Consider the following 21,804-nt stretch of genomic DNA (forward strand, 5'->3'; position numbering starts at 1 on the left):
CTACGAGGACTTCCCGGCGCCTTGCGATCGCACGCACCAGACGCCGCCCGGCCCGCCCTCCGGGCGGACGGCGCTACTTTCGAAACACGCCCTAGATCTCGCCGAGCGTGACCTCGGCCGTCTTCTTCGCATCGCTGCGCAGATACGTCACGGTGACCTTCTCGCCCGGCTTGTCCGAGGCCAGCGCCTCCGACAGGGACGTGATCGTGGTGACGGGCGTGTCGCCGACCTTCGTGATGATGTCGCCGGCCCGCAGCCCCGCCTTCTGGGCCGCGCCGTCCTTCGCCACACTGACGATCGCGACGCCCGCCGGTTTGTAGCTGTCGTCGACGACCGTACGGCCGGTGATGTTCAGGGCCGCCCGGCCGGAGTCGGTGACCTTGCCGCTCTTGATGATCTGGTCGGCGACCGTCTTCACCATCGAGACGGGGATCGCGAAGCCGATGCCCGGTGCCGCGCTGTCACCCATCTGGGGGTCCGTCGCCGCCAGGGTCGGAATGCCGATGACCTCGCTGTTCAGGTTCACCAGCGCGCCCCCGCTGTTGCCCGGGTTGATCGCGGCCGATGTCTGCACCATGTTCGCGATGGTCGCCCCCGTGCCGCCGCCCGCGCGGCTCTCGCTCACGGTCCGGCCGAGCGCCGAGACGATGCCCTGGGTGACGCTGCTGGACAGCCCGAGCGGCGAGCCCATCGCCAGCACGATCTGGCCGACCTCGACCTTCTCCGAGTCGCCGAACTTCGCGGGCTTCAGCCCGGCCGGGACGTGGTCCAGCTTGATGACGGCCAGGTCCTGCTCGGGATAGGCGGCGACCAGCGAGGCGCTCATCACCTTCTCACCGTTGGCCACGGTGACCTTGAAGGTCTTCTCCTCACCGACGACGTGGGCGTTGGTGACGATGTGGCCCTTGGCGTCGTAGACGATGCCCGAGCCCAGGCTCTCGGAGGCGTCGATCTGCACCACCGACGGAAGCACGTTGTTGATGGCGGTCTGGTACTCGCTCTGGAGATCGCCGGCGGCCTTCGAGGCCGAGCCCTGCTGGGCCGATCCGGACTTGGTCGCAGCGGCGTTCGAGGCGTGGGAATTCGAGTCGGAGCAACCGCTCACCAGCGCGATCGCACAGACACCTGCGGACAGAGGCAGCAGCAGCCGGCGCACACGGCGGCGGGGGTGAAAGGCATCCATGTCCGGATTATTACTTTTAACCCGGTCGGCGGCCTGCTGGGTGCGCCCGCCCGAGGCCCACCCGCCAGGGGGCTACCAGCTACCCCCGCACCCCGCACAGGTGCAGCAGTGCGGCCACCCCGCGGTACGGATCCGTCCGGCCCGCCCGGTCCTCCGCCGCGAGCACCCGCTCCAGCTCCGCCGCGGACGGCGGTTCCACGTCGTTGCTCACGTTGTCCGTGAAGACCCGCACCCCGTACCAGGCGTGCAGCGGCGCCGCGATCCCGGCGAGCGTGGCGGTGAGGGCGTCGAGCCGGTCCGCGCGGACCGAGAGCCCGAGGCGGTTGGTGTACCGGTCCGTGTCGAACGCGGCCAGTGCCGCGTCCCAGTTTCCGGCGGTCCCGGGCCGCATCGCCAGCGCGTCGGCGTTCCGTACGAGGAGCGAGAGCAGCCCGCCCGGCGCCAGCATCCTGGCCAGACCGGCCACCATGGCGTCCGGTTCCTGGACATACATCAGCACGCCGTGGCAAAGCACCACGTCGAAGCTGCCGGGCAGGAAGTGCACCCCGGTGTCCTGGCCGTTGCCCTCGATGAACCGGACCCGCTCGCGGATGCCCGCCGGTTCGCCGCCGAGCGTCTCGCGGGCGACCCGCAGCATCTCGGGGTCGGATTCGAGGCCGGTGACGGTGTGGCCGGCCCGGGCGAGGCGCAGGGCCTGCGTGCCCTGGCCCATGCCGACATCAAGGATCCGCAGCCGCTGCCCGACCGGGAAGCGTGCCGCGATCTGTTCGTCCAGCTGTCGGGCGACCAGCTCCTGGCGCACGGTGTTGCGCAGTCCGCCGAGCCCCTTCAACCACACCGACGAGGACCCCGAGAACCCGGAGACCGCATCACCCGGCCGGCCCGCGGACGCGCCGCCGGCCGAACCGGAGAGATCCGTACTCAGGGTCGCTCTCCACGCTTGACCTGCGGCTTCGGGAGCCTGAGCCGACGCATCTGGAGCGTACGCATCAGCCCGTAGGCCACCGCGCCGCGCTTGGGCGTATCGGGGAAGCGCTCGTTCAGCTGCTTGCGCAGGCGGAGCGTGAGCCCGATCGAGTCGACGACGATCAGCACGATCACGCCGAGCCAGAGCAGCAGCGAGATGTTCTGGATGCCCTGCACCTGGATCACGCTGAGAATCAGGATGACCACGGCGAGCGGCAGGAAGTACTCCGCGATGCAGAAGCGCGAGTCCACGAAGTCGCGGACGAAGCGGCGCACCGGGCCCTTGTCACGGGCCGGCAGGTAGCGCTCGTCGCCACTGGCGAGCGCCTCACGCTGCTTGGCCATGTCGACGCGGCGCGCTTCGCGCTGGCGCTTCATGGCCTCCTTGCGGTCGGTCGGCGCACCACTGGAGGCACGACGGCGCTGCGACTGGGCGTCGCTGCGCTTGGGGGTGGGGCGACCCTTGGGAGCCTGCGGGTCGCGGGACGTCTTGGAGAGGTCCGCCGTCACCTTGTCGGTGGGGGCCTTCTCTTCCTTGGAGCGGCTACGGAACACAAGGCCCAAGGGTACGGGGTCGATCGCCACGACACCGGGCCGGCCGGGAACGATCCGGCAACGGCCTGCGTCCTTGCTGGTGTACGAGCGGGACGATACGGGCGTCATCACCGGTTTCCCTGACCCTCACCTACTCCCTGGGCCGGAGCGGTAACGGCGGCAGTCGTCCTTGGGGAGGACCCCATCGCCGCTCGAACAGTGCGGTAATAGAGGCAGGGCCCGTACTGTGGGTTCTGTCGGAGTGCTGGTGACCGGTTGAGTCAGAAGGGGGCGCGCGAAGCCCATGAGCGGTGTCATGAAGCGTATGGGGATGATCTTCCGCGCGAAGGCAAACAAGGCCCTTGACCGGGCCGAGGATCCGCGCGAGACCCTCGATTACTCGTACCAGAAGCAGCTGGAGCTGCTTCAGAAGGTGCGTCGCGGTGTCGCCGATGTGGCGACGTCGCGCAAGCGCCTGGAGCTGCAGCTGAACCAGCTGCAGGGCCAGACGTCCAAGCTGGAGGACCAGGGCCGCAAGGCACTCGCGCTCGGCCGCGAGGACCTGGCCCGCGAGGCGCTGTCCCGCCGCGCGGCCCTCCAGCAGCAGGTCACCGACCTGGAGACGCAGCACACCACGCTGCAGGGCGAGGAGGAGAAACTCACCCTGGCGGCCCAGCGGCTGCAGGCCAAGGTCGATGCCTTCCGTACGAAGAAGGAGACCATCAAGGCCACCTACACGGCCGCCCAGGCGCAGACCCGGATCGGCGAGGCCTTCTCGGGCATCTCCGAGGAGATGGGCGACGTCGGCCTGGCCATCCAGCGGGCCGAGGACAAGACCCAGCAGATGCAGGCGCGCGCCGGTGCGATCGACGAACTGCTCGCCTCCGGAGCCCTGGACGACCCGACCGGCACGGCGAAGGACGACCTCACCGCCGAGCTGGACCGGATCTCCGGTGGTACGGATGTGGAGCTGGAGCTGCAGCGCATGAAGGCCGAACTGGCCGGCGGCCCCTCGTCGAAGCAGGCCATCGAGGGCGGCCCGCAGGATGCCGCGCAGCAGCAGGACCAGTCCCGGTCCCCGCACAAGTTCGACAAGAATTAAGGCAGCGTCATGATCGTACGGATCATGGGGGAGGGCCAGGCAGTCCTGGCCGACAGTCATCTCACCGAGCTCGACAAGCTCGACGACGAACTGCTCGCCGAAATGGAGCGCGGCGACGGCCCCGGCTTTCGCACCACGCTCCACGCGCTCCTCGCAAGGGTGCGCGAACTCGGCACGCCCTTGCCGGACGACTCCCTGGAGCCGTCCGAGCTGATCCTGCCGTCGCCCGACGCGACCCTCGAAGAGGTCCGCGCCATGCTCAGCGACGACGGGCTGATTCCCGGCTGACCGGCTGACGGCCGGCAGTCCCGGCACCCGCACCCTCGTGCCCCGTGACCGGCCCCGCCGGCCCGCGGGGCACGGTCGCGTGCGTACGGGGCTCCGACCGCCGGGGCGGGTCCGGCACGGGTTCTGCCCTCGCGCGCACCGATTCCCTCGCGACACGCCGTAACGTAGCTTGACGTGACCACCCTCGGAACCGGGGTTCTGCGCATCCGGAACTGGCTGCGCGACCATCCCCTCGCGCTGGACGGCGCGCTCGCCCTGGCCGTGTACGTGGCCATGGTCGTCGGATCGTTCGCCGATCCGGGCGCGCACCACGGGCCCACCTTCGGCACCCGGGCGCCCGCGGCCGGCAGCGTGTTCCTGATGGCGCTGGGCGCCCTCGCCCTGGTCTGGCGGCGCCGTCGGCCGATGGCCGTGCTGGCCGCGACCGGGGTGCTCGCCGTCGTCGAACTGGTGACGGCCGATCCGTCGGCACCCGTGGTGATGAGCACCGTCATCGCGCTCTACACCGTGGCCGCCCGCACCGACCGGCCGACGACCTGGCGGGTCGGGCTGCTCACCATGGCCGTGCTCACCGCGGCCGCGATGCTCTTCGGGGCGGCCCCCTGGTACAGCCAGGAGAACCTCGGGATCTTCGCCTGGACCGGGATGGCGGGCGCGGCGGGGGACGCCGTCCGCTCCCGGCGCGCGTTCGTCGGTGCCATCAGGGAGCGCGCCGAACGGGCCGAGCGGACCCGTGAGGAGGAGGCCCGGCGCCGGGTGGCCGAGGAGCGGCTGCGCATCGCCCGTGACCTGCACGACGTCGTCGCCCATCACATCGCCCTGGTCAACGTGCAGGCCGGGGTCGCCGCCCACGTCATGGACCGGCGCCCCGACCAGGCCAAGGAAGCGCTCGCCCACGTCCGGGAGGCGAGCCGCTCCGCGCTCAACGAACTGCGGGCCACCGTGGGGCTGCTGCGTCAGTCCGGCGACCCGACCGCGCCGACCGAACCCGCCCCCGGCCTCGCCGTCCTCGACGAGCTCGTGAAGAACGTGCGGCAGGCGGGGCTGCCCGTCGAGCTGGCCTGCGCGGCGAAGGAGGGCCCGCCGCTGCCCGCCGCCGTGGACCTGGCCGCGTACCGGGTGATCCAGGAGGCATTGACCAATGTGCGCAAGCACGCGGGCCCCGGGGCGAAGGCCGAGATCAGCGTCGTACGGGTCGGGGCCACGGCCGAGGTCATGGTGCTGGACAACGGGCGGGGAACGGCGGGCGGCTCGGGCGATGTCGTCGGCGGCGGCCACGGCCTCCTCGGGATGAGGGAACGGGTCACCGCCCTGGGCGGCACCCTCACCGCCGGCCCCCGATACGGCGGCGGATTCAGGGTTCATGCGATCCTGCCCCTCAAGGCCCGTGCGCAGGAGCCGGATCATCCGGGCGCGGTGGGCCGGACGGGGGAGAACGCATGACACCGGCCGCCATCAAGGTGCTGCTCGTCGACGACCAGGCGCTGCTGCGCAGCGCGTTCCGGGTGCTGGTCGACTCGGAGCCCGACATGCAGGTGGTCGGCGAGGCCGCCGACGGGGCGCAGGCCGTGGAACTGGCCCGCTCGACCCGCGCCGACGTGGTGCTGATGGACATCCGGATGCCCGGTACGGACGGGCTCACCGCGACCCGGATGATCAGCGCCGATCCGGAACTCGCGGGCGTTCGCGTGGTCATGCTCACCACCTTCGAGGTGGACGAGTACGTGGTGCAGTCGCTGCGGGCCGGCGCCTCGGGCTTCCTCGGAAAAGGGGCGGAACCGGAGGAACTCCTCAACGCCATCCGGATCGCGGCAGGTGGCGAGGCGCTGCTGTCGCCCGCCGCGACCAAGGGGCTGATCGCCACGTTCCTCGCACAGGGCGGCAGTTCGGCCGACGGCGGACCGGGAGCCGCCGAGTACTCCGCGCGTCTGGAGGCCCTGACCACCCGGGAGCGCGAGGTGCTGGTGCTTGTCGCGGGCGGGCTGTCCAACGACGAGATCGCCGAGCGCCTGGTGGTCAGCCCGCTCACGGTCAAGACCCATGTGAACAGGGCGATGGCGAAGCTGGGGGCCCGGGACCGGGCCCAACTGGTCGTCATTGCGTACGAATCGGGCCTGGTCCGCCCCAGGGTGGAGTGAGGGTGCAGCCGCGGCGTACTCCAGCTGCGGTATGCGCGGCGTAAGAAAGCGACCTTGGGGCCGACGCTTTCGACTCGGTCGGTGAGCGATCGTGGAGAGGTGGGCCGGGTCTGTCCCCGAGTTGCCCGCCCACCTGCCGCGTAAGCCACAGAAGAGAGACCCACCCATGTCCTGGCTGTCCAGATTCAGCCTCGCGCAAAGGGCCCTGATCGGGCTGATCTCGATCGTCGCGCTCGTGTTCGGAGCGATCGCGATCCCGCAGCTCAAGCAGCAGCTGCTGCCCACCATCGAACTGCCGATGGTGTCGGTGCTCGCCCCCTACCAGGGTGCGTCCCCCGATGTGGTCGAGAAGCAGGTCGTCGAACCGCTCGAGAATTCGATCAAGGCCGTCGACGGCGTCACCGGAATGACCTCGACCGCCAGCGAGGGCAACGCCGTCATCATGGCGACGTTCGACTTCGGCGACGAGGGCACCAAGCAGCTCGTCGCGGACATCCAGCAGGCGGTGAACCGCGCCCGCATCCAGCTGCCCGACGACGTGGACCCGCAGGTCGTCGCCGGCTCGACGGACGACATCCCGACCGTCGTCCTCGCCGTCACCTCCGACAAGGACCAGCAGGCGCTCGCCGACCAGCTGGACCGCACCGTCGTCCCCGCGCTGGAGGACATCGACGGCGTCGGCCAGGTCGCCGTCGACGGTGTGCAGGACCTCCAGGTCTCCATCACGCCCGACGACAGGAAGCTCGCGGCGGCCGGACTGAACGCCGGCTCGCTCGCCCAGGCGCTCCAGGCCGGCGGCGCGACCGTCCCGGCGGGTGCGTTCTCCGAGGCGGGCAAGAGCCGCACCGTCCAGGTCGGCGGCGCCTTCACCTCGCTGCGGCAGATCGAGGACCTGCGGGTCGTCGGGCAGAACCCGGCGACGGGCAAGCCGGGCAAGCCGGTCCGGGTCGGTGACATCGCGACGGTGAAGCAGGAGCCCTCCACCGCGGTCTCCATCACCCGCACGAACGGCAAGCCGAGCCTCGCCGTCATGGCGACGATGGACAAGGACGGCAGCGCCGTCGCCATCTCGGACGCGGTCAAGGACAAGCTGCCCGACCTGCGCAAGGACCTCGGCGCCGGCGCCGAGCTGACCGTCGTCTCCGACCAGGGCCCCGCCGTCTCCAAGGCGATCTCGGGTTTGACCACCGAGGGCGCGCTCGGCCTGCTCTTCGCGGTCATCGTGATCCTGGTCTTCCTGGCCTCGCTCCGCTCGACCCTGGTCACCGCCGTCTCCATCCCGCTCTCGGTGGTCCTCACCCTGATCGTGCTCTGGACCCGTGACCTGTCGCTCAACATGCTCACCCTGGGCGCGCTGACCATCGCGATCGGCCGAGTCGTCGACGATGCGATCGTCGTCCTGGAGAACATCAAGCGCCACCTCGGCTACGGCGAGGAGCGCCATTCCGCGATCATCACCGCGGTAAAGGAAGTGGCCGGCGCGGTCACGGCCTCGACGCTGACCACCGTCGCCGTCTTCCTGCCCATCGGCCTCGTCGGCGGCATGGTCGGCCAGCTCCTCGGCCCGTTCTCACTGACCGTCTCTGTGGCCCTGCTGGCCTCCCTGATCGTCTCGCTGACCGTGGTCCCCGTCCTGTCCTACTGGTTCCTGCGCGCACCCAAGGGCACCTCGGAGGACCCGGACACCGCCCGCCGCGAGGCCGAGGAGAAGGAATCCCGCAGCAGACTCCAGCAGCTGTACGTCAAGGTGCTGCGCTTCGCCACCCGGCGCCGCATCACGAGCATCGTCCTCGCCGTCGTTGTGCTCATCGGCACCTTCGGTATGGCCCCGCTGCTCAAGACCACCTTCTTCGACCAGGGCGAGCAGGAAGTCCTGACCATCAAGCAGGAGCTCACCCCGGGCACCAGCCTGGCGGCCGCCGACGAGGCGGCCAAGAAGGTGGAGAAGGTCCTCACCGACGACAAGGGCGTCAAGACCTACCAGGTCACCGTCGGCTCGTCCGGCTTCATGGCGGCCTTCGGCGGCGGCACGGGGGCCAACCAGGCCTCCTACCAGGTCACCCTGAAGGACTCCGGGGACTTCGAGGCCGCCCAGGACCGCATCGACACCGCCCTGGGCAAGCTCGACGGCATCGGCGACACCACCATCGCCGCAGGCGACGGCTTCGGCAGCCAGGACCTGAGCGTCGTGGTCAAGGCCGCCGACGCGGACTCCCTGAAGAAGGCCTCCGAAGAGGTGCGAGCCGAGGTCGCGAAGCTCAAGGACGTCACTGACGTCCAGAGCGACCTCGCGCAGAGCATCCCGCGGATCTCGGTCACGGCCAATGCCAAGGCCGCCGACGCCGGCTTCAACCAGGCCGCCCTCGGCGCGGCCGTCGCCGGAGCGGTGCGCGGCACCCCGTCCGGCAAGGCGATCATGGACGACACCGAGCGCGACGTCGTCATCAAGTCCACCCACCCGGCCACCACGATGGAGGAGCTGAAGAACCTCCCCCTCGGGCCGGTCAAGCTCGGCGCGATCGCGGACGTGAAGCTGGTCCCCGGGCCGGTCTCCATGACCCGGATCGACGGCCAGCGCGCCGCGACGATCACGGCCAAGCCCCTCGGTGACGACACCGGCTCGGTCAGCAGCGACCTCAGCAAGAGGATCGACGCACTCGACCTCCCGGACGGTGCCACCGCCACCATCGGCGGCGTCAGCGAGGACCAGGCCGACGCGTTCGTGAAGATGGGTCTGGCCATGCTGGCGGCGATCGCGATCGTCTTCATGCTGCTGGTCGCCACCTTCCGCTCGCTCGTCCAGCCGCTGATCCTGCTGGTCTCCATCCCGTTCGCGGCCACCGGCGCTATTGGTCTGCTGCTCATCACCGGCACGGCGATGGGCGTCGCGGCGATGATCGGCATGCTGATGCTGATCGGCGTCGTGGTGACGAACGCGATCGTGCTGATCGACCTGATCAACCAGTACCGAGCCCAGGGCCTCGGCGTCGTCGAGGCGGTCATCGAGGGCGGCCGCCACCGTCTGCGCCCGATCCTGATGACGGCACTCGCGACGATCTTCGCCCTCCTCCCGATGGCGCTCGGCGTCACCGGCGAGGGCGGGCTCATTTCGAAGCCGCTGGCCGTCGTGGTCATCGGCGGCCTGGTCACCTCGACGCTGCTGACGCTGCTCCTGGTGCCCACGCTGTACACGATGGTGGAGCTCTTCAAGGAGCGCCGCGCGAAGAAGAAGGCCGCGAAGCGGGCCAGGAAGGCCGGCGTACCGGCCCCGGACGCCTCGGAGGAGACCACCTCCGAGGAGCCGGAGCCCGCGAAGGCCTGACCCGATCACCCGGAAGGCCCCGGCACCTCAGATCGAGGTGCCGGGGCCTTCCGGGTGTGCGCTACGCCTACGGCAGTGCCAGCATCCGCTCCAGCGCGAGCTTGGCGTACTTCTCGGTCTCCGGATCGACCTCGATCCGGTTGACCAGGTTCCCCTCGGCCAGCGACTCCAGTGTCCACACCAGGTGCGGCAGGTCGATGCGGTTCATCGTCGAGCAGAAGCAGACCGTCTTGTCGAGGAAGACGATCTCCTTGTCCTCGGCCGCGAACCGGTTCGCCAGGCGGCGCACCAGGTTGAGCTCGGTGCCGATCGCCCACTTCGAGCCGGCCGGGGCCGCCTCCAGGGCCTTGATGATGTACTCCGTCGAGCCGACGTAGTCCGCGGCTGCGACGACCTCGTGCTTGCACTCCGGGTGCACCAGGACGTTGACGCCGGGTATGCGGGCCCGCACGTCGTTGACGGACTCCACCGAGAAGCGCCCGTGCACCGAGCAGTGCCCGCGCCAAAGGATCATCTTCGCGTTGCGCAGCTCTTCGGCGGTGAGGCCGCCGTTGGGCTTGTGCGGGTTGTAGAGGACACAGTCCTCCAGCGTCATCCCCATGTCCCCTACAGCCGTGTTCCGGCCCAGGTGCTGGTCGGGGAGGAACAGGACCTTCTCACCCTGCTCGAAGGCCCACTCCAGGGCCCGCTTCGCATTCGACGAGGTGCAGATCGTGCCGTCGTGGCGGCCGGTGAAGGCCTTGATGTCCGCGGAGGAGTTCATGTACGAGACGGGCACGACCTGCTCGGCGACGCCGGCCTCCGTCAGCACGTCCCAGCACTCGGCGACCTGCTCTGCGGTGGCCATGTCGGCCATCGAGCAGCCCGCCGCCAGGTCCGGCAGCACGACCTTCTGATCGTCGGTGGTCAGGATGTCCGCGGACTCCGCCATGAAGTGCACACCGCAGAAGACGATGTACTCGGCCTCCGGCCGGGCCGCCGCGTCGCGGGCCAGCTTGAAGGAGTCGCCGGTCACGTCCGCGAACTGGATGACCTCGTCGCGCTGGTAGTGGTGCCCGAGGACGAAGACCTTCTCCCCCAGCTTCTCCTTGGCCGCGCGGGCGCGTTCCACCAGGTCCGGGTCGGACGGGGAGGGCAGGTCGCCGGGGCATTCGACGCCACGCTCGCTCCTGGGGTCGGCGTCGCGGCCGAGCAGGAGCAGGGCGAGGGGAGTCGGCTGGACGTCGAGGTCCTGGACGGGGTGGGCCGTGGTCACGTCACGCACCCTTTCTTCTCTGCGGAGGACGCCTTTTCGTCTAATTGACGCTATCTATCATAACTGCTTCACGTCACTTTGACGATGCCGATAGCGTCGATGTGACGCATCCGCCCGAGGGGGTGGTGTGCGAGCATGAATGGGAACAGGCAAGCGCGCGGCCCGGAATGAATCCGCGGTCCCGACGGTTGCAACGTCGGCAAGCAGACTCCGTACAACCCGGGAGAGAAGCAGATGTCCGTATCGGACGAGACCACCACCGTGAGCGACGGCATCCTCCTGTCCGACGCCGCCGCAGCCAAGGTCAAGGGCCTGCTGGAGCAGGAAGGCCGCGATGACCTGGCGCTGCGCGTCGCCGTTCAGCCCGGCGGCTGCTCGGGCCTGCGCTACCAGCTCTTCTTCGACGAGCGTTCGCTGGACGGCGACGTCGTGAAGGACTTCGACGGCGTCAAGGTCGTCACGGACCGGATGAGCGCCCCGTACCTGGGCGGCGCCTCCGTCGACTTCGTGGACACCATCGAGAAGCAGGGCTTCACGATCGACAACCCGAACGCCACGGGTTCCTGCGCCTGCGGCGACTCCTTCAGCTAGAGGGCGCAGCGGCGACGGTACGGCGGCGGCCCCGGATTCCGATCCGGGGCCGCCGCCGTTGTCGTGTGCGTGTGGGGTGTCAGCCGCGCGGCACCACGGTGCCCGACGCCGCGTCGACCACATTCCGCTCGCCCAGCGGCTGGTCCAGCGTGACCGTACGGGTCAGCTCCTTGGCGATCATGATGCAGACCTTGCCCGATTCCGGCTTCGACTCCGTCACGGACACGCGCACCGCGCCGCCGTCCTCGCTCGCGCTCGCCGCGTACGTACTGCAGACGCCGCCCCAGAACGTCACCGAGAGCGTCCGCCCGTCGGCGCTGTACGACGTGATGGCGCCTTGGGACTTCGTCGTTCCACCGCTGTCCGGGGTCTTCTCCGAGGGGGCGTCCTTCGTCAGGTACGCCGGATCCACCGCGACCTGGGTGACGGTGTCGCCCGTCCCGCCGGCGCCCGGCCGGACCGTGAAGATCCAGGACGGTACGAGCAGCTGCTTCCCGTCCACGTACCGGGCGGCCAGGCCGAAGGTCGCCTTGTCGACCGTCACCGTCGTGGTGGGCGACTCGGCCCCGGTCCGCGTGCCGCAGCTCATGCGGGAGGGCTTCTCGCCGTTCTCCAGTGGTGCGGGAGTGGCGCAGTCGCCGGTCTTGGCGCCACTCGGCGGCTGCGCGGCGTTCAGTTGCTTCAGCGCCTCTGCCGCACCGATCACCGGGTAGTCGGCGCCCTTCTCCATGCCCTTCAACTGCCCACTGCCACCGACCACTTCACCCTCGGGGCCGACCTGGATCCCGGTCGCCCAGCCGTACGTCGGCAGTCCGCCCACCACCGGGTCGGCGTTCACCACCCGGACCGAGCCCGTCAACTGGCGGGCGTCGAGTGCCGCGTCGTCCTGGCCGACCGCCTTCAGTACCGGCACCGCGGCGGCCTTCGCGGCCTTCTCGCTCACCGGCGTGCCCGATCCGCCCGGCGCCACCTGCTTGCTCGAACAGACCGTCACGCTCTCGCAGTTGTCCGTGCCGCCGGAGCCATGACGGGCGAACGTCCAGGTCCCCGGCGCCTGCCTGGTCACCCGCAGTACCGGTCCCGACCCGTCCCCGTCGGAGCCCACCTTCCAGGACGTGCCCGCCGCCTGCGGGGTGCCCTGCAGGCCCAGTGCCTTGGCCAGCCGGGCCACCTCGGCCGCCGAGACGGCCCCTTCGGCACGCTGGACGGCCGCCCTGTCCGGGCCGTCCGGCAGGGTGCCGGGCGCGCGGTAGACCAGCCGTCCGCCGTGCGGATCCGGCTCGCCCGGCGCGATGCCCTGCGTGGGGGCCGAGGGGCGTGGGGAGGGCGTGGCCGGTCCGCCGGCCCGCTCGTCCAGAGCGAGCAGTGGGGGAGTGGAGCTGGAACGGTCCCCGGCGCTGTACTCACCGCCGCCATGACCCTCCGCGGTCGCCGCCCAGTACGCGCCGCCGCCACCGGCCAGGAGCACGGCCGCCGCCACCGAGGCCACGGCGAGGGGAGGCCGCCGCCGGGGGCGGGTCACTTCGTTGTCGGGTCGCTCGGTGCTCACCGGTTCGCTCCTTCGCCGTCGTACGCCAAGGCCCTGTGCGGGCTCGTCCCGTTGGTGCGGAACACCGGTGGGACGGGGCGCGGGCGCGCGCGGTTCCCTTCCGGGGCGGCGGGTGCGACGGGGAGCCCGGTCGCTCAGTCGCCGTACTCCGCCATCGCTTCGATCAGCCGGGCCGAGGCGGGGGGCACGGTCACGCCGTGAATGAGGGACGCCGTCACAGGGGTGGGGGCGATCTTCGCGGGTACCACCCAGTGCGGGGCCATTCGCGCGCAGTCTCCGCGCAGCTCGGCCAGACCGGTCTCGGACTCGCGCGAAACGATGTTGTTCGACATATCGGCACCGTAGGCACTCCGGAGCTCGGGAGGAAAGCCCTACTATCGGGTAGTTTTACCCTTTCCCCGGCTGCGGGAACCGGTAGCGTTAACTGTCACGCCGCCCCGGGAACGGCAGTCACCGTTCCCCTCGACCTCCGCAGGAGCAGTCTCCCCGTGCGTATCGCAGTCACCGGCTCCATCGCCACCGACCACCTCATGACCTTCCCCGGCCGATTCGCCGACCAGCTGGTCGCCGACCAGCTGCACACGGTCTCGCTCTCCTTCCTGGTCGACAACCTGGACGTGCGCCGGGGAGGTGTCGCCGCCAACATCTGCTTCGGCATGGGCCTGCTGGGCACCCGTCCGATCCTGGTCGGCGCCGCGGGCTCCGACTTCGACGAGTACCGGGCCTGGCTCGACCGCCACGGCGTCGACACCGGCTCGGTCCGGATCTCCGAGGTCCTGCACACCGCCCGCTTCGTCTGCACGACGGACGCCGACCACAACCAGATCGGCTCCTTCTACACGGGCGCCATGAGCGAGGCCCGCCTGATCGAGCTGAAGGCCGTCGCCAACCGTGTGGGCGGCCTCGACCTCGTCTCCATCGGCGCCGACGACCCCGAGGGGATGCTCCGCCACACCGAGGAGTGCCGCTCCCGCGGGATCCCGTTCGCCGCGGACTTCTCGCAGCAGATCGCGCGGATGGACGGCGACGAGATCCGCATCCTGCTCGACGGCGCCACGTACCTCTTCTCCAACGAGTACGAGAAGGGGCTCATCGAGTCCAAGACCGGCTGGACCGACGCCGAGATCCTGGCCAAGGTCGGCCACCGGGTCACCACCCTCGGCGCCCAGGGCGTGCGGATCGAGCGCGTCGGCGAGGAGCCGATCGAGGTCGGCTGCCCGGAGGAGAACGTCAAGGCCGACCCGACCGGTGTCGGCGACGCCTTCCGTGCCGGATTCCTCTCCGGTCTCGCCTGGGGCGTCGGGCACGAGCGGGCCGCCCAGGTCGGCTGCATGCTCGCCACCCTGGTCATCGAGACGGTCGGCACGCAGGAGTACACCCTGCACCGCAACCACTTCATGGACCGCTTCACCAAGGCGTACGGACACGAGGCCGCCGCCGAGGTGCGCACGCACCTCGCCTGAAGCCCGCGTCAGGACAGCCGGCGGACCACATAGGCCGAGCCCCGGTCCGCCGGCTCCTCACCCACGTACTCCTGCTCACGCATCGCACACCAGGCCGGAATGTCGAGGCGCGCCGCCTCGTCGTCGGACAGCACCGTCACCGTCCCGCCCACCGGTACCTCCCCGATCACCTTTGCGAGTTCGATCACCGGAATCGGGCAGCGCCTGCCGAGTGCGTCAACGACCAGCGAGGGCGCCGGGGCGGGGGAGGGGACGGTCGCGGCCGGGGCGCCCAGCTTCTCCCGTACGCCCGCCACGGCCGGGGGCAGTGCTTCCAGGAAGCGGTCGACGTCCTCGCCGGACGTGCCCGCCGGCAACGACACGCGGACGTTGCCCTCCGAGAGCACTCCCATCGCCTTGAGCACATGGCTCGGCGTCAGCGTGCTGCTCGTGCAGGACGAACCGGACGATACGGAGAAGCCGGACCGGTCCAGTTCATGGAGCAGGGTCTCTCCGTCGACATAGAGACAGGAGAAGGTCACCAGATGCGGCAGCCGCCGCACCGGATCGCCCACCACCTCCACATCGGGCACCAGTGCCGGCACCCGGCTCCGGATCCGGTCGACCAGGGCCCGCAGCCGCACCGACTCCGCGGCCGCCTCCGCCCGCACCGCCCGCAGGGACGCCGCCGCGGCCACGATCGCCGGAACGTCCTCGAAGCCGACGGCCCGTCCCGACTCCCGTTCGTCCGTGGGGCCTTGGGCGGCGAACCGTACGCCCTTGCGCACCGCGAGGAGCCCGACCCCGGCCGGTCCGCCCCACTTGTGGGCACTCGCCGTCAGCAGTGACCAGCCGGCCGGTACCGGCCCCCACCCCAGTGACTGGGCGGCGTCCACCAGCAGTGGCACGCCCGCGGCCCGGCAGAGTCCGGCCACCTCGGCCACCGGCTGTTCGGTGCCCACCTCGTGGTTGGCGGACTGCAGACAGGCCAGCGCGGTGTCCTCGCGCAGCGCGCTCGCGTACGCCTGCGCGCTCACCGCGCCCGTGCCGTCCACCGCGACCTCGGTGAACGATCCGCCCCCGCTCTCGTGGGCGGCGGCCGAATGGAGCACCGACGAGTGTTCGACCGCCGACACCACCAGATGGCGGCCGACACGCCGACGCCCCGCGAGAGCTCCGGAAATTGCGGAATGGACCGCCCGCGTGCCCGACGAGGTGAAGGTCAGCTCGTCGGGGCGGCAGCCGACGGCCTCCGCGGCCGTCTCCCGGGCGGCGTCCAGCAGCAGCCTGGCCCGCCGTCCCTCGCGGTGGAGGCGGGCCGGGTCGGCCCAGCCCTCGTCCAGTGCGGCAAGCAGCGCTTGGCGGGCGACGGGGTGGAGGGGGGCGGCGGACGCGGCGTCGAAGTAGGGCACCCGGCCACGCTAGCCCGGCACCGGACGCGTCCCGGGACCCGGCTGCCCGGACGGCCGGGAGAGGGGGCGTCAGATGGTGTCCGGAGCCCCGGATTCCACCCCTTCGGGGAGTCGGGCGGCGCGTTGGGCACCCTCCCCGCGCGACCCCAAATAGCGTCCAGTAGGGTTTGGTCCGCATAAACATCCAAACCCCTGCCCGCGTCAGGGCCGGCGACCGACCAGCGAGACGGGCGCGCCGACCGTGCGGGCGAGACTCTCGGGAAGGCGCTACGTGAGTCCCAACGGCTCCGACCGCTTGTCGCGGCGCCCGATGCGGCGGAAGCTGCCGCAGGTGCTGACTGCGGGCCTGGTCCTGGCGACGGCCTCCGGTTGTTCATACAACTGGCAGGATTTCCCCCGCCTCGGTATGCCCACCCCGGTAACGGAAGAGGCACCCCGGATCCTTTCCCTCTGGCAGGGCTCGTGGGCGGCAGCGCTCGCCACGGGTGCCCTTGTCTGGGGACTGATCATCTGGAGTGCGATCTTCCACCGGCGCAGCCGCACCAAGGTGGAGGTACCTCCGCAGACCCGGTACAACATGCCCATCGAGGCGCTGTACACCGTGGTCCCTCTGATCATCGTCTCGGTGTTGTTCTACTTCACCGCGCGAGACGAGACGAAGCTCCTCACGCTCTCCCCGAAGCCGGCCCACACCATCAACGTGGTCGGCTACCAGTGGAGCTGGGGCTTCAACTACATCGAGAACGTGGACGGCGAGTCCGCCACGGGCAACGAGGTCCCCAAGGAGCTCGACGCCATCCCGGACCGGTTCCGCGAGGACTTCCCCAAGGGTGCGGACGGCGTCTACGACGTCGGCGTCCCGGGAGACCGGAACCCGCAGAACGGCAACCCCGGCCCGACCCTGTGGCTGCCCAAGGGTGAGAAGGTTCGCTTCGTCCTGACTTCGCGTGACGTCATCCACTCCTTCTGGGTGGTGCCGTTCCTCATGAAGCAGGACGTCATTCCGGGCCACACCAACGCTTTCGAGGTGACTCCCAACCAGGAGGGCACCTTCATGGGCAAGTGCGCCGAGCTCTGCGGCGTCGACCACTCCCGGATGCTCTTCAACGTCAAGGTCGTCTCCCCGGAGCGCTATCAGGCGCACCTGAAGGAGCTGGCGAAGAAGGGCCAGACGGGCTACGTGCCGGCCGGCATCGAGCAGACTGACCCGGCCAGGAATGCGGAGACGAACAAACTGTGAGCATCCTCAATGAACCTCAGGGTGCCGCGGCAGCAGACGACTCGTACGAGGACGAGCTGCCGGTCCGGCGCAAGCAGCCGGGAAACGTCGTCATCAAGTGGCTGACCACCACTGACCACAAGACGATCGGCACGATGTACCTGGTCACATCGTTCGCGTTCTTCTGCATCGGCGGACTGATGGCGCTCTTCATGCGCGCCGAGCTGGCCCGACCGGGCACGCAGATCATGTCGAACGAGCAGTTCAACCAGGCGTTCACGATGCACGGCACGATCATGCTGCTGATGTTCGCGACGCCGCTGTTCGCCGGATTCGCGAACTGGATCATGCCGCTGCAGATCGGCGCGCCCGATGTGGCGTTCCCGCGGCTGAACATGTTCGCGTACTGGCTGTACCTCTTCGGCTCGATCCTCGCGGTGGCCGGCTTCCTCACCCCGCAGGGTGCGGCCGACTTCGGCTGGTTCGCCTACTCCCCGCTGTCGGACGCGGTCCGTTCGCCGGGTGTCGGCGCCGACATGTGGATCATGGGTCTGGCCTTCTCCGGCTTCGGCACGATCCTCGGTTCGGTCAACTTCATCACCACGATCATCTGCATGCGCGCCCCCGGCATGACGATGTTCCGCATGCCGATCTTCGTCTGGAACGTCCTGCTGACCGGTGTGCTGGTCCTGCTGGCCTTCCCGGTGCTGGCGGCGGCGCTCTTCGCGCTGGAGGCGGACCGAAAATTCGGTGCGCATGTCTTCGACGCGGCCAACGGCGGGGCGTTGCTATGGCAACACCTCTTCTGGTTCTTCGGGCATCCAGAGGTGTACATCATCGCCTTGCCCTTCTTCGGGATCATTTCGGAAGTGATCCCGGTGTTCAGCCGCAAGCCGATGTTCGGATACATCGGCCTGGTGGCCGCGACGATTTCCATCGCCGGTCTCTCCGTGACCGTGTGGGCGCACCACATGTACGTCACCGGAGGCGTGCTCCTGCCGTTCTTCTCCTTCATGACGTTCCTCATCGCGGTGCCCACCGGGGTGAAGTTCTTCAACTGGATCGGCACGATGTGGAAGGGCTCGCTGTCCTTCGAGACACCGATGCTGTGGGCGGTCGGCTTCCTGATCACCTTCGCCTTCGGTGGTCTGACGGGCGTCATCCTGGCCTCGCCGCCGATGGACTTCCACGTTTCGGACTCGTACTTCGTGGTCGCGCACTTCCACTACGTCGTCTTCGGCACCGTGGTGTTCGCGATGTTCTCCGGATTCCACTTCTGGTGGCCGAAGTTCACCGGCAAGATGCTGGACGAGCGGCTCGGGAAGATCACCTTCTGGACGCTGTTCATCGGCTTCCACGGCACGTTCCTGGTGCAGCACTGGCTGGGCGCCGAGGGCATGCCGCGTCGTTACGCGGACTACCTGGCCGCGGACGGTTTCACCGCACTGAACACGATCTCGACGATCTCCTCGTTCCTGCTCGGCCTGTCGATCCTGCCGTTCTTCTACAACGTCTGGAAGACGGCCAAGTACGGCAAGAAGGTCGAGGTCGACGACCCGTGGGGCTACGGCCGTTCGCTGGAGTGGGCGACCTCCTGCCCGCCGCCGCGGCACAACTTCATCACGCTGCCCCGGATCCGTTCCGAATCCCCGGCGTTCGACCTGCACCACCCGGAGATCGCGGCGCTCGAACAGCTTGAGCACCACTCCGAGGACGACAAGGCCCTCGCCGGCGGAAAGGAGACGGGCAAGTGAAGGTCCAGGGCAAGATGTTCCTCGGTCTGGCGCTGTTCATCCTCGTCATCGCCATCACCTACGGCGTGTGGTCCAAGGAGCCGGTCGGTACCACCGCGCTCGTCCTGGCCTTCGGCCTGAGCGTCATGATCGGCTTCTACCTGGCCTTCACGGCCCGGCGGGTCGACGCACTGGCGCAGGACAACAAGGAAGCCGATGTGGCGGACGAGGCCGGCGACGTGGGGTTCTTCTCCCCGCACAGCTGGCAGCCGCTCTCCCTGGCGGTCGGCGGCCTGTTCGCCTTCATGGGGGTCGTCTTCGGCTGGTGGCTGCTCTACTTCTCGGCCCCGATGCTCCTGATCGGTCTGTTCGGCTGGGTCTTCGAGTACTACCGCGGTGAGAACCGCACCCAGTGACACCGCTCCACCCGTGACACCGCTCCACCTGACGGGGGGCCCGCACTTCCACGAGAAGTGCGGGCCCCCCGTTTGCAGTCACCCGGCGCGCTGAAACGGATGAATCTTCTTAGCGTGGGTTCATGAACCACACGCCGCGTATCCGTCCCGTCATGAGCTGCGCTCTGCTGGCCGCGACCCTGGTCGCAGGGGCGGCAGCCTGTGGGGAGTCCGACGACCATCCGCTCTCGGCGCAGCCGTACGACGCGGCCGACGAGATCTCCTCCAACACTCCCGACGGCGGCAAGAAGGTCGATCCGGACAAGCCCCTCGAGGTCAGCGTCGACGGTGACGACGGCCGCATCACCGATGTGACGGCCGTGGACACCGAGGGACGCCATCTGGCGGGCGAACTCGAAGCCGACGGCCACCGCTGGCACTCCACCGCCCCGCTCGCCGCAGGAACCCGGTACACCGTCAAGGTCAGCATGGAGGACGACGACGGCGCCCCGGGCGGCCGTACGCTCTCCTTCGAGACCGCGGCGGCCAAGAAGTTCCTGAAGGTCACCTTCGGCCCGCAGACGGGCACCTACGGCGTCGGACAGCCCGTCACAGCGGTACTCAGCGCCCCGGTCGCCGACAAAGCCGCCCGCGCCACCGTCGAACGCGCCCTGAAGGTGCGCTCCACGCCCGCCGTGACCGGCTCCTGGTACTGGGTCGACGACAAGACGCTGCACTACCGGCCGCAGGACTACTGGCCGGCCAAGGCCACCATCGAGGTCAGCAGCGGCCTGACGGGCATCAAGGTGACCAACGCGCTGTACGGCGCTCCCGCGAAAGCGTTGAAGATCACTACCGGAGACCGCATCGAGGCCGTCACCGACGCCTCGGAGCACTCCATGACGGTCAAGCGCAACGGAGAAGTGATCAACACCATTCCGGTGACCACCGGCAAGCCGGGCTTCTCCACCCGCAACGGCGTCAAGGTCGTGCTGGGCAAGGAGTACTACGTACGTATGCGCGGGGAGTCCATCGGCATCGCCGAGGGCTCGTCGGACTCCTACGACCTGCCGGTCTACTACGCGACGCGGGTCACCTGGAGCGGCGAGTACGTGCACGCGGCCCCGTGGTCCACCGGATCACAGGGGTCCGCGAACGTCAGTCACGGCTGCACCGGCATGAGTACCAGCGAGGCCGAGTGGTTCTTCAACACCGTCCGCGAGGGTGACATCGTCACGGTCGTCGGCAGTGAGGGCGAGACCATGACGCCGTTCGACAACGGCTACGGCGACTGGAACCTGTCCTGGGCCAAGTGGCAGAAGGGCAGCGCCCTGAACAACGACGCCACGCCGGACCGCGTCGACACGGTCCGGGCGGCGCGGTTGCGCCCCAGGGTCTGACGGCAGGGTGCGCCGCACCTCGGAGCCAGGGCAGGAAGGCGGGGCCTCAGGCCCCCACGGACAGCCTGCTGCGCAGCAGGGCGGCCAGGGCGTCCGCGAACTCGACCGGCTCGACCGGAAGGGTCACCGCGGCCTCCGCGCGGCTCCAGGTGGCCAGCCAGGCGTCCTGGGGGCGGCCCATGAGGAGCAGCACCGGCGGGCAGCGGAAGATCTCGTCCTTGATCTGCCGGCAGACGCCCATGCCGCCCGCGGGGGCCGTCTCGCCGTCCAACACGCAGACGTCGACGCCTCCGTGGTCCAGCGCGTCCAGGACGGCGGGCATGGTGGCGCACTCCAGGAACTCGACCTGCGGTACGTCCGCAGCAGGCCTGCGCCCGGCTGCCAGCCTCACCTGCTCACGGGTGTGTGCGTTGTCGCTGTAGACCAGGACCGTGGCCGTCGGCTGCATTGTTCCTCCGTGACGTCTGTGTCTTCGGGGCTGTCGGGGCATGGACCGATGCGCGGATCGTACTCCGACCGACAGCCTGTCAGCACCGCCCGGGACAGCGGATCCATGGGCCGTTCGGGGAGGACACACCCCTCTGACACACCGAACGGCACCCCCCGGAGTGAGGGCGGGATAAGCGACCGACATAATGTCGGTCGTGGCGACAGCAACGACAGTAGAAACCGGGCACGCGCACCCGTCGGTCAATCGGCCGAACCTCACCAGCGTCGGAACCATCATCTGGTTGAGTTCCGAGCTGATGTTCTTCGCGGCCCTCTTCGCGATGTACTTCACCCTGCGATCGGTGACCGGACCGGATCACTGGAAGGAAATGGCGTCGTCCCTGAACGTTCCGTTCTCGGCGACGAACACGACCATCCTGGTGCTCTCCTCACTCACCTGCCAGCTCGGCGTCTTCGCCGCGGAGCGGGGCGATGTGAAGAAGCTCCGCGCCTGGTTCGTGATCACTTTCGTGATGGGTGCGATCTTCATCGGAGGCCAGATCTTCGAGTACACCGAGCTGGTGAAGAAGGACGGCATCTCGCTGTCCTCGGATCCGTACGGCTCGGTGTTCTACCTGACCACCGGCTTCCACGGTCTGCATGTGACAGGCGGTCTCATCGCCTTCCTGCTCGTTCTGGGCAGGACATACGCGGCCAAGAGGTTCACCCATGAACAGGCGACCGCTGCCATCGTCGTGTCCTATTACTGGCACTTCGTCGATGTCGTGTGGATCGGCCTGTTCGCCACGATCTACTTGATCAAGTAACCGGGCTCGTACCCGACCC

The 21,804-nt window shown here is 69.3% G+C and carries 20 protein-coding genes; 12 read left to right on the forward strand and 8 right to left on the reverse strand.

The genetic code is table 11. The features are described from left to right. Positions 1-91: 91 nt before the first annotated feature. The 3 genes from ACIBJG_RS08115 to ACIBJG_RS08125 form a co-directional block, all read right to left on the reverse strand. Entirely contained in the window at positions 92-1,183 is a 1,092-nt protein-coding gene (locus tag ACIBJG_RS08115) for a S1C family serine protease (RefSeq protein ID WP_399305419.1), read from the reverse strand. A 79-nt stretch (positions 1,184-1,262) separates the two neighbouring features. Further along, positions 1,263-2,021: a class I SAM-dependent methyltransferase gene (locus tag ACIBJG_RS08120; RefSeq protein ID WP_399305421.1), complete on the reverse strand. Its 759-nt coding sequence runs from the start codon at positions 2,019-2,021 to the stop codon at positions 1,263-1,265. An 83-nt stretch (positions 2,022-2,104) separates the two neighbouring features. Beyond that, the gene (locus ACIBJG_RS08125; RefSeq protein ID WP_399306253.1) at positions 2,105-2,704 is read right to left on the reverse strand and encodes a DUF3043 domain-containing protein; all 600 of its coding nucleotides are present in this window, start codon (positions 2,702-2,704) and stop codon (positions 2,105-2,107) included. Between the two features lie 295 nt (positions 2,705-2,999). On the opposite strand from ACIBJG_RS08125, the gene ACIBJG_RS08130 reads away from it, so the two are divergent. The 5 genes from ACIBJG_RS08130 to ACIBJG_RS08150 all read left to right on the forward strand — a co-directional run bounded on the left by ACIBJG_RS08130 (position 3,000) and on the right by ACIBJG_RS08150 (position 9,533). After that, on the forward strand, positions 3,000-3,785 hold the full coding sequence (locus ACIBJG_RS08130) for a PspA/IM30 family protein (protein ID WP_399305423.1): 786 nt from the start codon (positions 3,000-3,002) through the stop codon (positions 3,783-3,785). Between the two features lie 9 nt (positions 3,786-3,794). Next, complete coding sequence (locus ACIBJG_RS08135; protein ID WP_399305425.1) at positions 3,795-4,073, forward strand: hypothetical protein; 279 nt, start codon at positions 3,795-3,797, stop codon at positions 4,071-4,073. A 174-nt stretch (positions 4,074-4,247) separates the two neighbouring features. Next, a complete protein-coding gene (locus ACIBJG_RS08140) occupies positions 4,248-5,516 on the forward strand; it encodes a sensor histidine kinase (protein ID WP_399305427.1) in 1,269 nt (422 codons plus the stop codon). Beyond that, complete coding sequence (locus ACIBJG_RS08145; RefSeq protein ID WP_399305430.1) at positions 5,513-6,211, forward strand: response regulator; 699 nt, start codon at positions 5,513-5,515, stop codon at positions 6,209-6,211. Before ACIBJG_RS08140 ends, ACIBJG_RS08145 begins: the two co-directional genes overlap by 4 nt. Positions 6,212-6,377: 166 nt before the next feature. Next, positions 6,378-9,533, forward strand: coding sequence for an efflux RND transporter permease subunit (locus ACIBJG_RS08150; protein ID WP_399305432.1), 3,156 nt, complete (start codon positions 6,378-6,380; stop codon positions 9,531-9,533). A gap of 67 nt (positions 9,534-9,600) precedes the next feature. Here ACIBJG_RS08150 and nadA read toward each other — a convergent pair whose 3' ends face one another. Next, positions 9,601-10,797, reverse strand: coding sequence for a quinolinate synthase NadA (gene nadA / locus ACIBJG_RS08155; RefSeq protein ID WP_399305434.1), 1,197 nt, complete (start codon positions 10,795-10,797; stop codon positions 9,601-9,603). A 225-nt stretch (positions 10,798-11,022) separates the two neighbouring features. Here nadA and ACIBJG_RS08160 point away from each other — a divergent pair, with 225 nt between their 5' ends. Then, the gene (locus ACIBJG_RS08160; protein ID WP_030970782.1) at positions 11,023-11,379 is read left to right on the forward strand and encodes an iron-sulfur cluster assembly accessory protein; all 357 of its coding nucleotides are present in this window, start codon (positions 11,023-11,025) and stop codon (positions 11,377-11,379) included. A gap of 79 nt (positions 11,380-11,458) precedes the next feature. On the opposite strand, the gene ACIBJG_RS08165 is transcribed toward ACIBJG_RS08160, so the two are convergent. After that, positions 11,459-12,928, reverse strand: coding sequence for a hypothetical protein (locus tag ACIBJG_RS08165; protein WP_399305436.1), 1,470 nt, complete (start codon positions 12,926-12,928; stop codon positions 11,459-11,461). A gap of 134 nt (positions 12,929-13,062) precedes the next feature. Further along, positions 13,063-13,260 carry a hypothetical protein gene (locus ACIBJG_RS08170; RefSeq protein WP_399305439.1) on the reverse strand — a complete coding sequence of 66 codons (198 nt, stop codon included), beginning with the start codon at positions 13,258-13,260 and terminating at the stop codon, positions 13,063-13,065. 156 nt (positions 13,261-13,416) lie between these two features. Here ACIBJG_RS08170 and ACIBJG_RS08175 point away from each other — a divergent pair, with 156 nt between their 5' ends. After that, a complete protein-coding gene (locus ACIBJG_RS08175; RefSeq protein ID WP_399305441.1) occupies positions 13,417-14,391 on the forward strand; it encodes a carbohydrate kinase family protein in 975 nt (324 codons plus the stop codon). 8 nt (positions 14,392-14,399) lie between these two features. Here the strand turns inward: ACIBJG_RS08175 and ACIBJG_RS08180 are convergent, their stop codons facing one another. Then, positions 14,400-15,782: a cysteine desulfurase/sulfurtransferase TusA family protein gene (locus ACIBJG_RS08180; protein WP_399305444.1), complete on the reverse strand. Its 1,383-nt coding sequence runs from the start codon at positions 15,780-15,782 to the stop codon at positions 14,400-14,402. A gap of 271 nt (positions 15,783-16,053) precedes the next feature. Between ACIBJG_RS08180 and coxB the strand changes: the two genes are divergently transcribed. The 4 genes from coxB to ACIBJG_RS08200 all read left to right on the forward strand — a co-directional run bounded on the left by coxB (position 16,054) and on the right by ACIBJG_RS08200 (position 20,529). Continuing rightward, positions 16,054-17,022 carry a cytochrome c oxidase subunit II gene (gene coxB, locus ACIBJG_RS08185; protein ID WP_399305446.1) on the forward strand — a complete coding sequence of 323 codons (969 nt, stop codon included), beginning with the start codon at positions 16,054-16,056 and terminating at the stop codon, positions 17,020-17,022. Next, positions 17,019-18,755 carry a cytochrome c oxidase subunit I gene (gene ctaD / locus ACIBJG_RS08190; protein ID WP_399305448.1) on the forward strand — a complete coding sequence of 579 codons (1,737 nt, stop codon included), beginning with the start codon at positions 17,019-17,021 and terminating at the stop codon, positions 18,753-18,755. Before coxB ends, ctaD begins: the two co-directional genes overlap by 4 nt. Next, the gene (locus tag ACIBJG_RS08195) at positions 18,752-19,150 is read left to right on the forward strand and encodes a cytochrome c oxidase subunit 4 (protein ID WP_399305450.1); all 399 of its coding nucleotides are present in this window, start codon (positions 18,752-18,754) and stop codon (positions 19,148-19,150) included. Before ctaD ends, ACIBJG_RS08195 begins: the two co-directional genes overlap by 4 nt. A gap of 122 nt (positions 19,151-19,272) precedes the next feature. Continuing rightward, the gene (locus ACIBJG_RS08200) at positions 19,273-20,529 is read left to right on the forward strand and encodes an Ig-like domain-containing protein (protein ID WP_399305453.1); all 1,257 of its coding nucleotides are present in this window, start codon (positions 19,273-19,275) and stop codon (positions 20,527-20,529) included. Between the two features lie 46 nt (positions 20,530-20,575). Here the strand turns inward: ACIBJG_RS08200 and ACIBJG_RS08205 are convergent, their stop codons facing one another. Next, positions 20,576-20,977 (reverse strand): hypothetical protein, encoded by a 402-nt coding sequence (locus ACIBJG_RS08205; RefSeq protein ID WP_399305455.1) that lies wholly within the window; start codon positions 20,975-20,977, stop codon positions 20,576-20,578. A 187-nt stretch (positions 20,978-21,164) separates the two neighbouring features. Between ACIBJG_RS08205 and ACIBJG_RS08210 the strand changes: the two genes are divergently transcribed. After that, complete coding sequence (locus tag ACIBJG_RS08210) at positions 21,165-21,785, forward strand: heme-copper oxidase subunit III (protein ID WP_399305458.1); 621 nt, start codon at positions 21,165-21,167, stop codon at positions 21,783-21,785. Positions 21,786-21,804 lie beyond the last annotated feature (19 nt).

The sequence above is a fragment of the Streptomyces sp. NPDC050422 genome (assembly GCF_044458665.1).
In the GTDB taxonomy this organism is placed as follows: domain Bacteria; phylum Actinomycetota; class Actinomycetes; order Streptomycetales; family Streptomycetaceae; genus Streptomyces.

What these genes read in the sequence shown, in the direction of transcription:
- ACIBJG_RS08115 (WP_399305419.1), bottom strand. Translation starts at nt 1,183, where the DNA reads ATGGATGCCTTTCACCCCCGCCGCCGTGTGCGCCGGCTGCTGCTGCCT.
- ACIBJG_RS08130 (WP_399305423.1), top strand. Translation starts at nt 3,000, where the DNA reads ATGAAGCGTATGGGGATGATCTTCCGCGCGAAGGCAAACAAGGCCCTT.
- ACIBJG_RS08135 (WP_399305425.1), top strand. Translation starts at nt 3,795, where the DNA reads ATGATCGTACGGATCATGGGGGAGGGCCAGGCAGTCCTGGCCGACAGT.
- ACIBJG_RS08145 (WP_399305430.1), top strand. Translation starts at nt 5,513, where the DNA reads ATGACACCGGCCGCCATCAAGGTGCTGCTCGTCGACGACCAGGCGCTG.
- ACIBJG_RS08150 (WP_399305432.1), top strand. Translation starts at nt 6,378, where the DNA reads ATGTCCTGGCTGTCCAGATTCAGCCTCGCGCAAAGGGCCCTGATCGGG.
- ACIBJG_RS08160 (WP_030970782.1), top strand. Translation starts at nt 11,023, where the DNA reads ATGTCCGTATCGGACGAGACCACCACCGTGAGCGACGGCATCCTCCTG.
- ACIBJG_RS08170 (WP_399305439.1), bottom strand. Translation starts at nt 13,260, where the DNA reads ATGTCGAACAACATCGTTTCGCGCGAGTCCGAGACCGGTCTGGCCGAG.
- ACIBJG_RS08200 (WP_399305453.1), top strand. Translation starts at nt 19,273, where the DNA reads ATGAACCACACGCCGCGTATCCGTCCCGTCATGAGCTGCGCTCTGCTG.
- ACIBJG_RS08205 (WP_399305455.1), bottom strand. Translation starts at nt 20,977, where the DNA reads ATGCAGCCGACGGCCACGGTCCTGGTCTACAGCGACAACGCACACACC.
- ACIBJG_RS08210 (WP_399305458.1), top strand. Translation starts at nt 21,165, where the DNA reads ATGTCGGTCGTGGCGACAGCAACGACAGTAGAAACCGGGCACGCGCAC.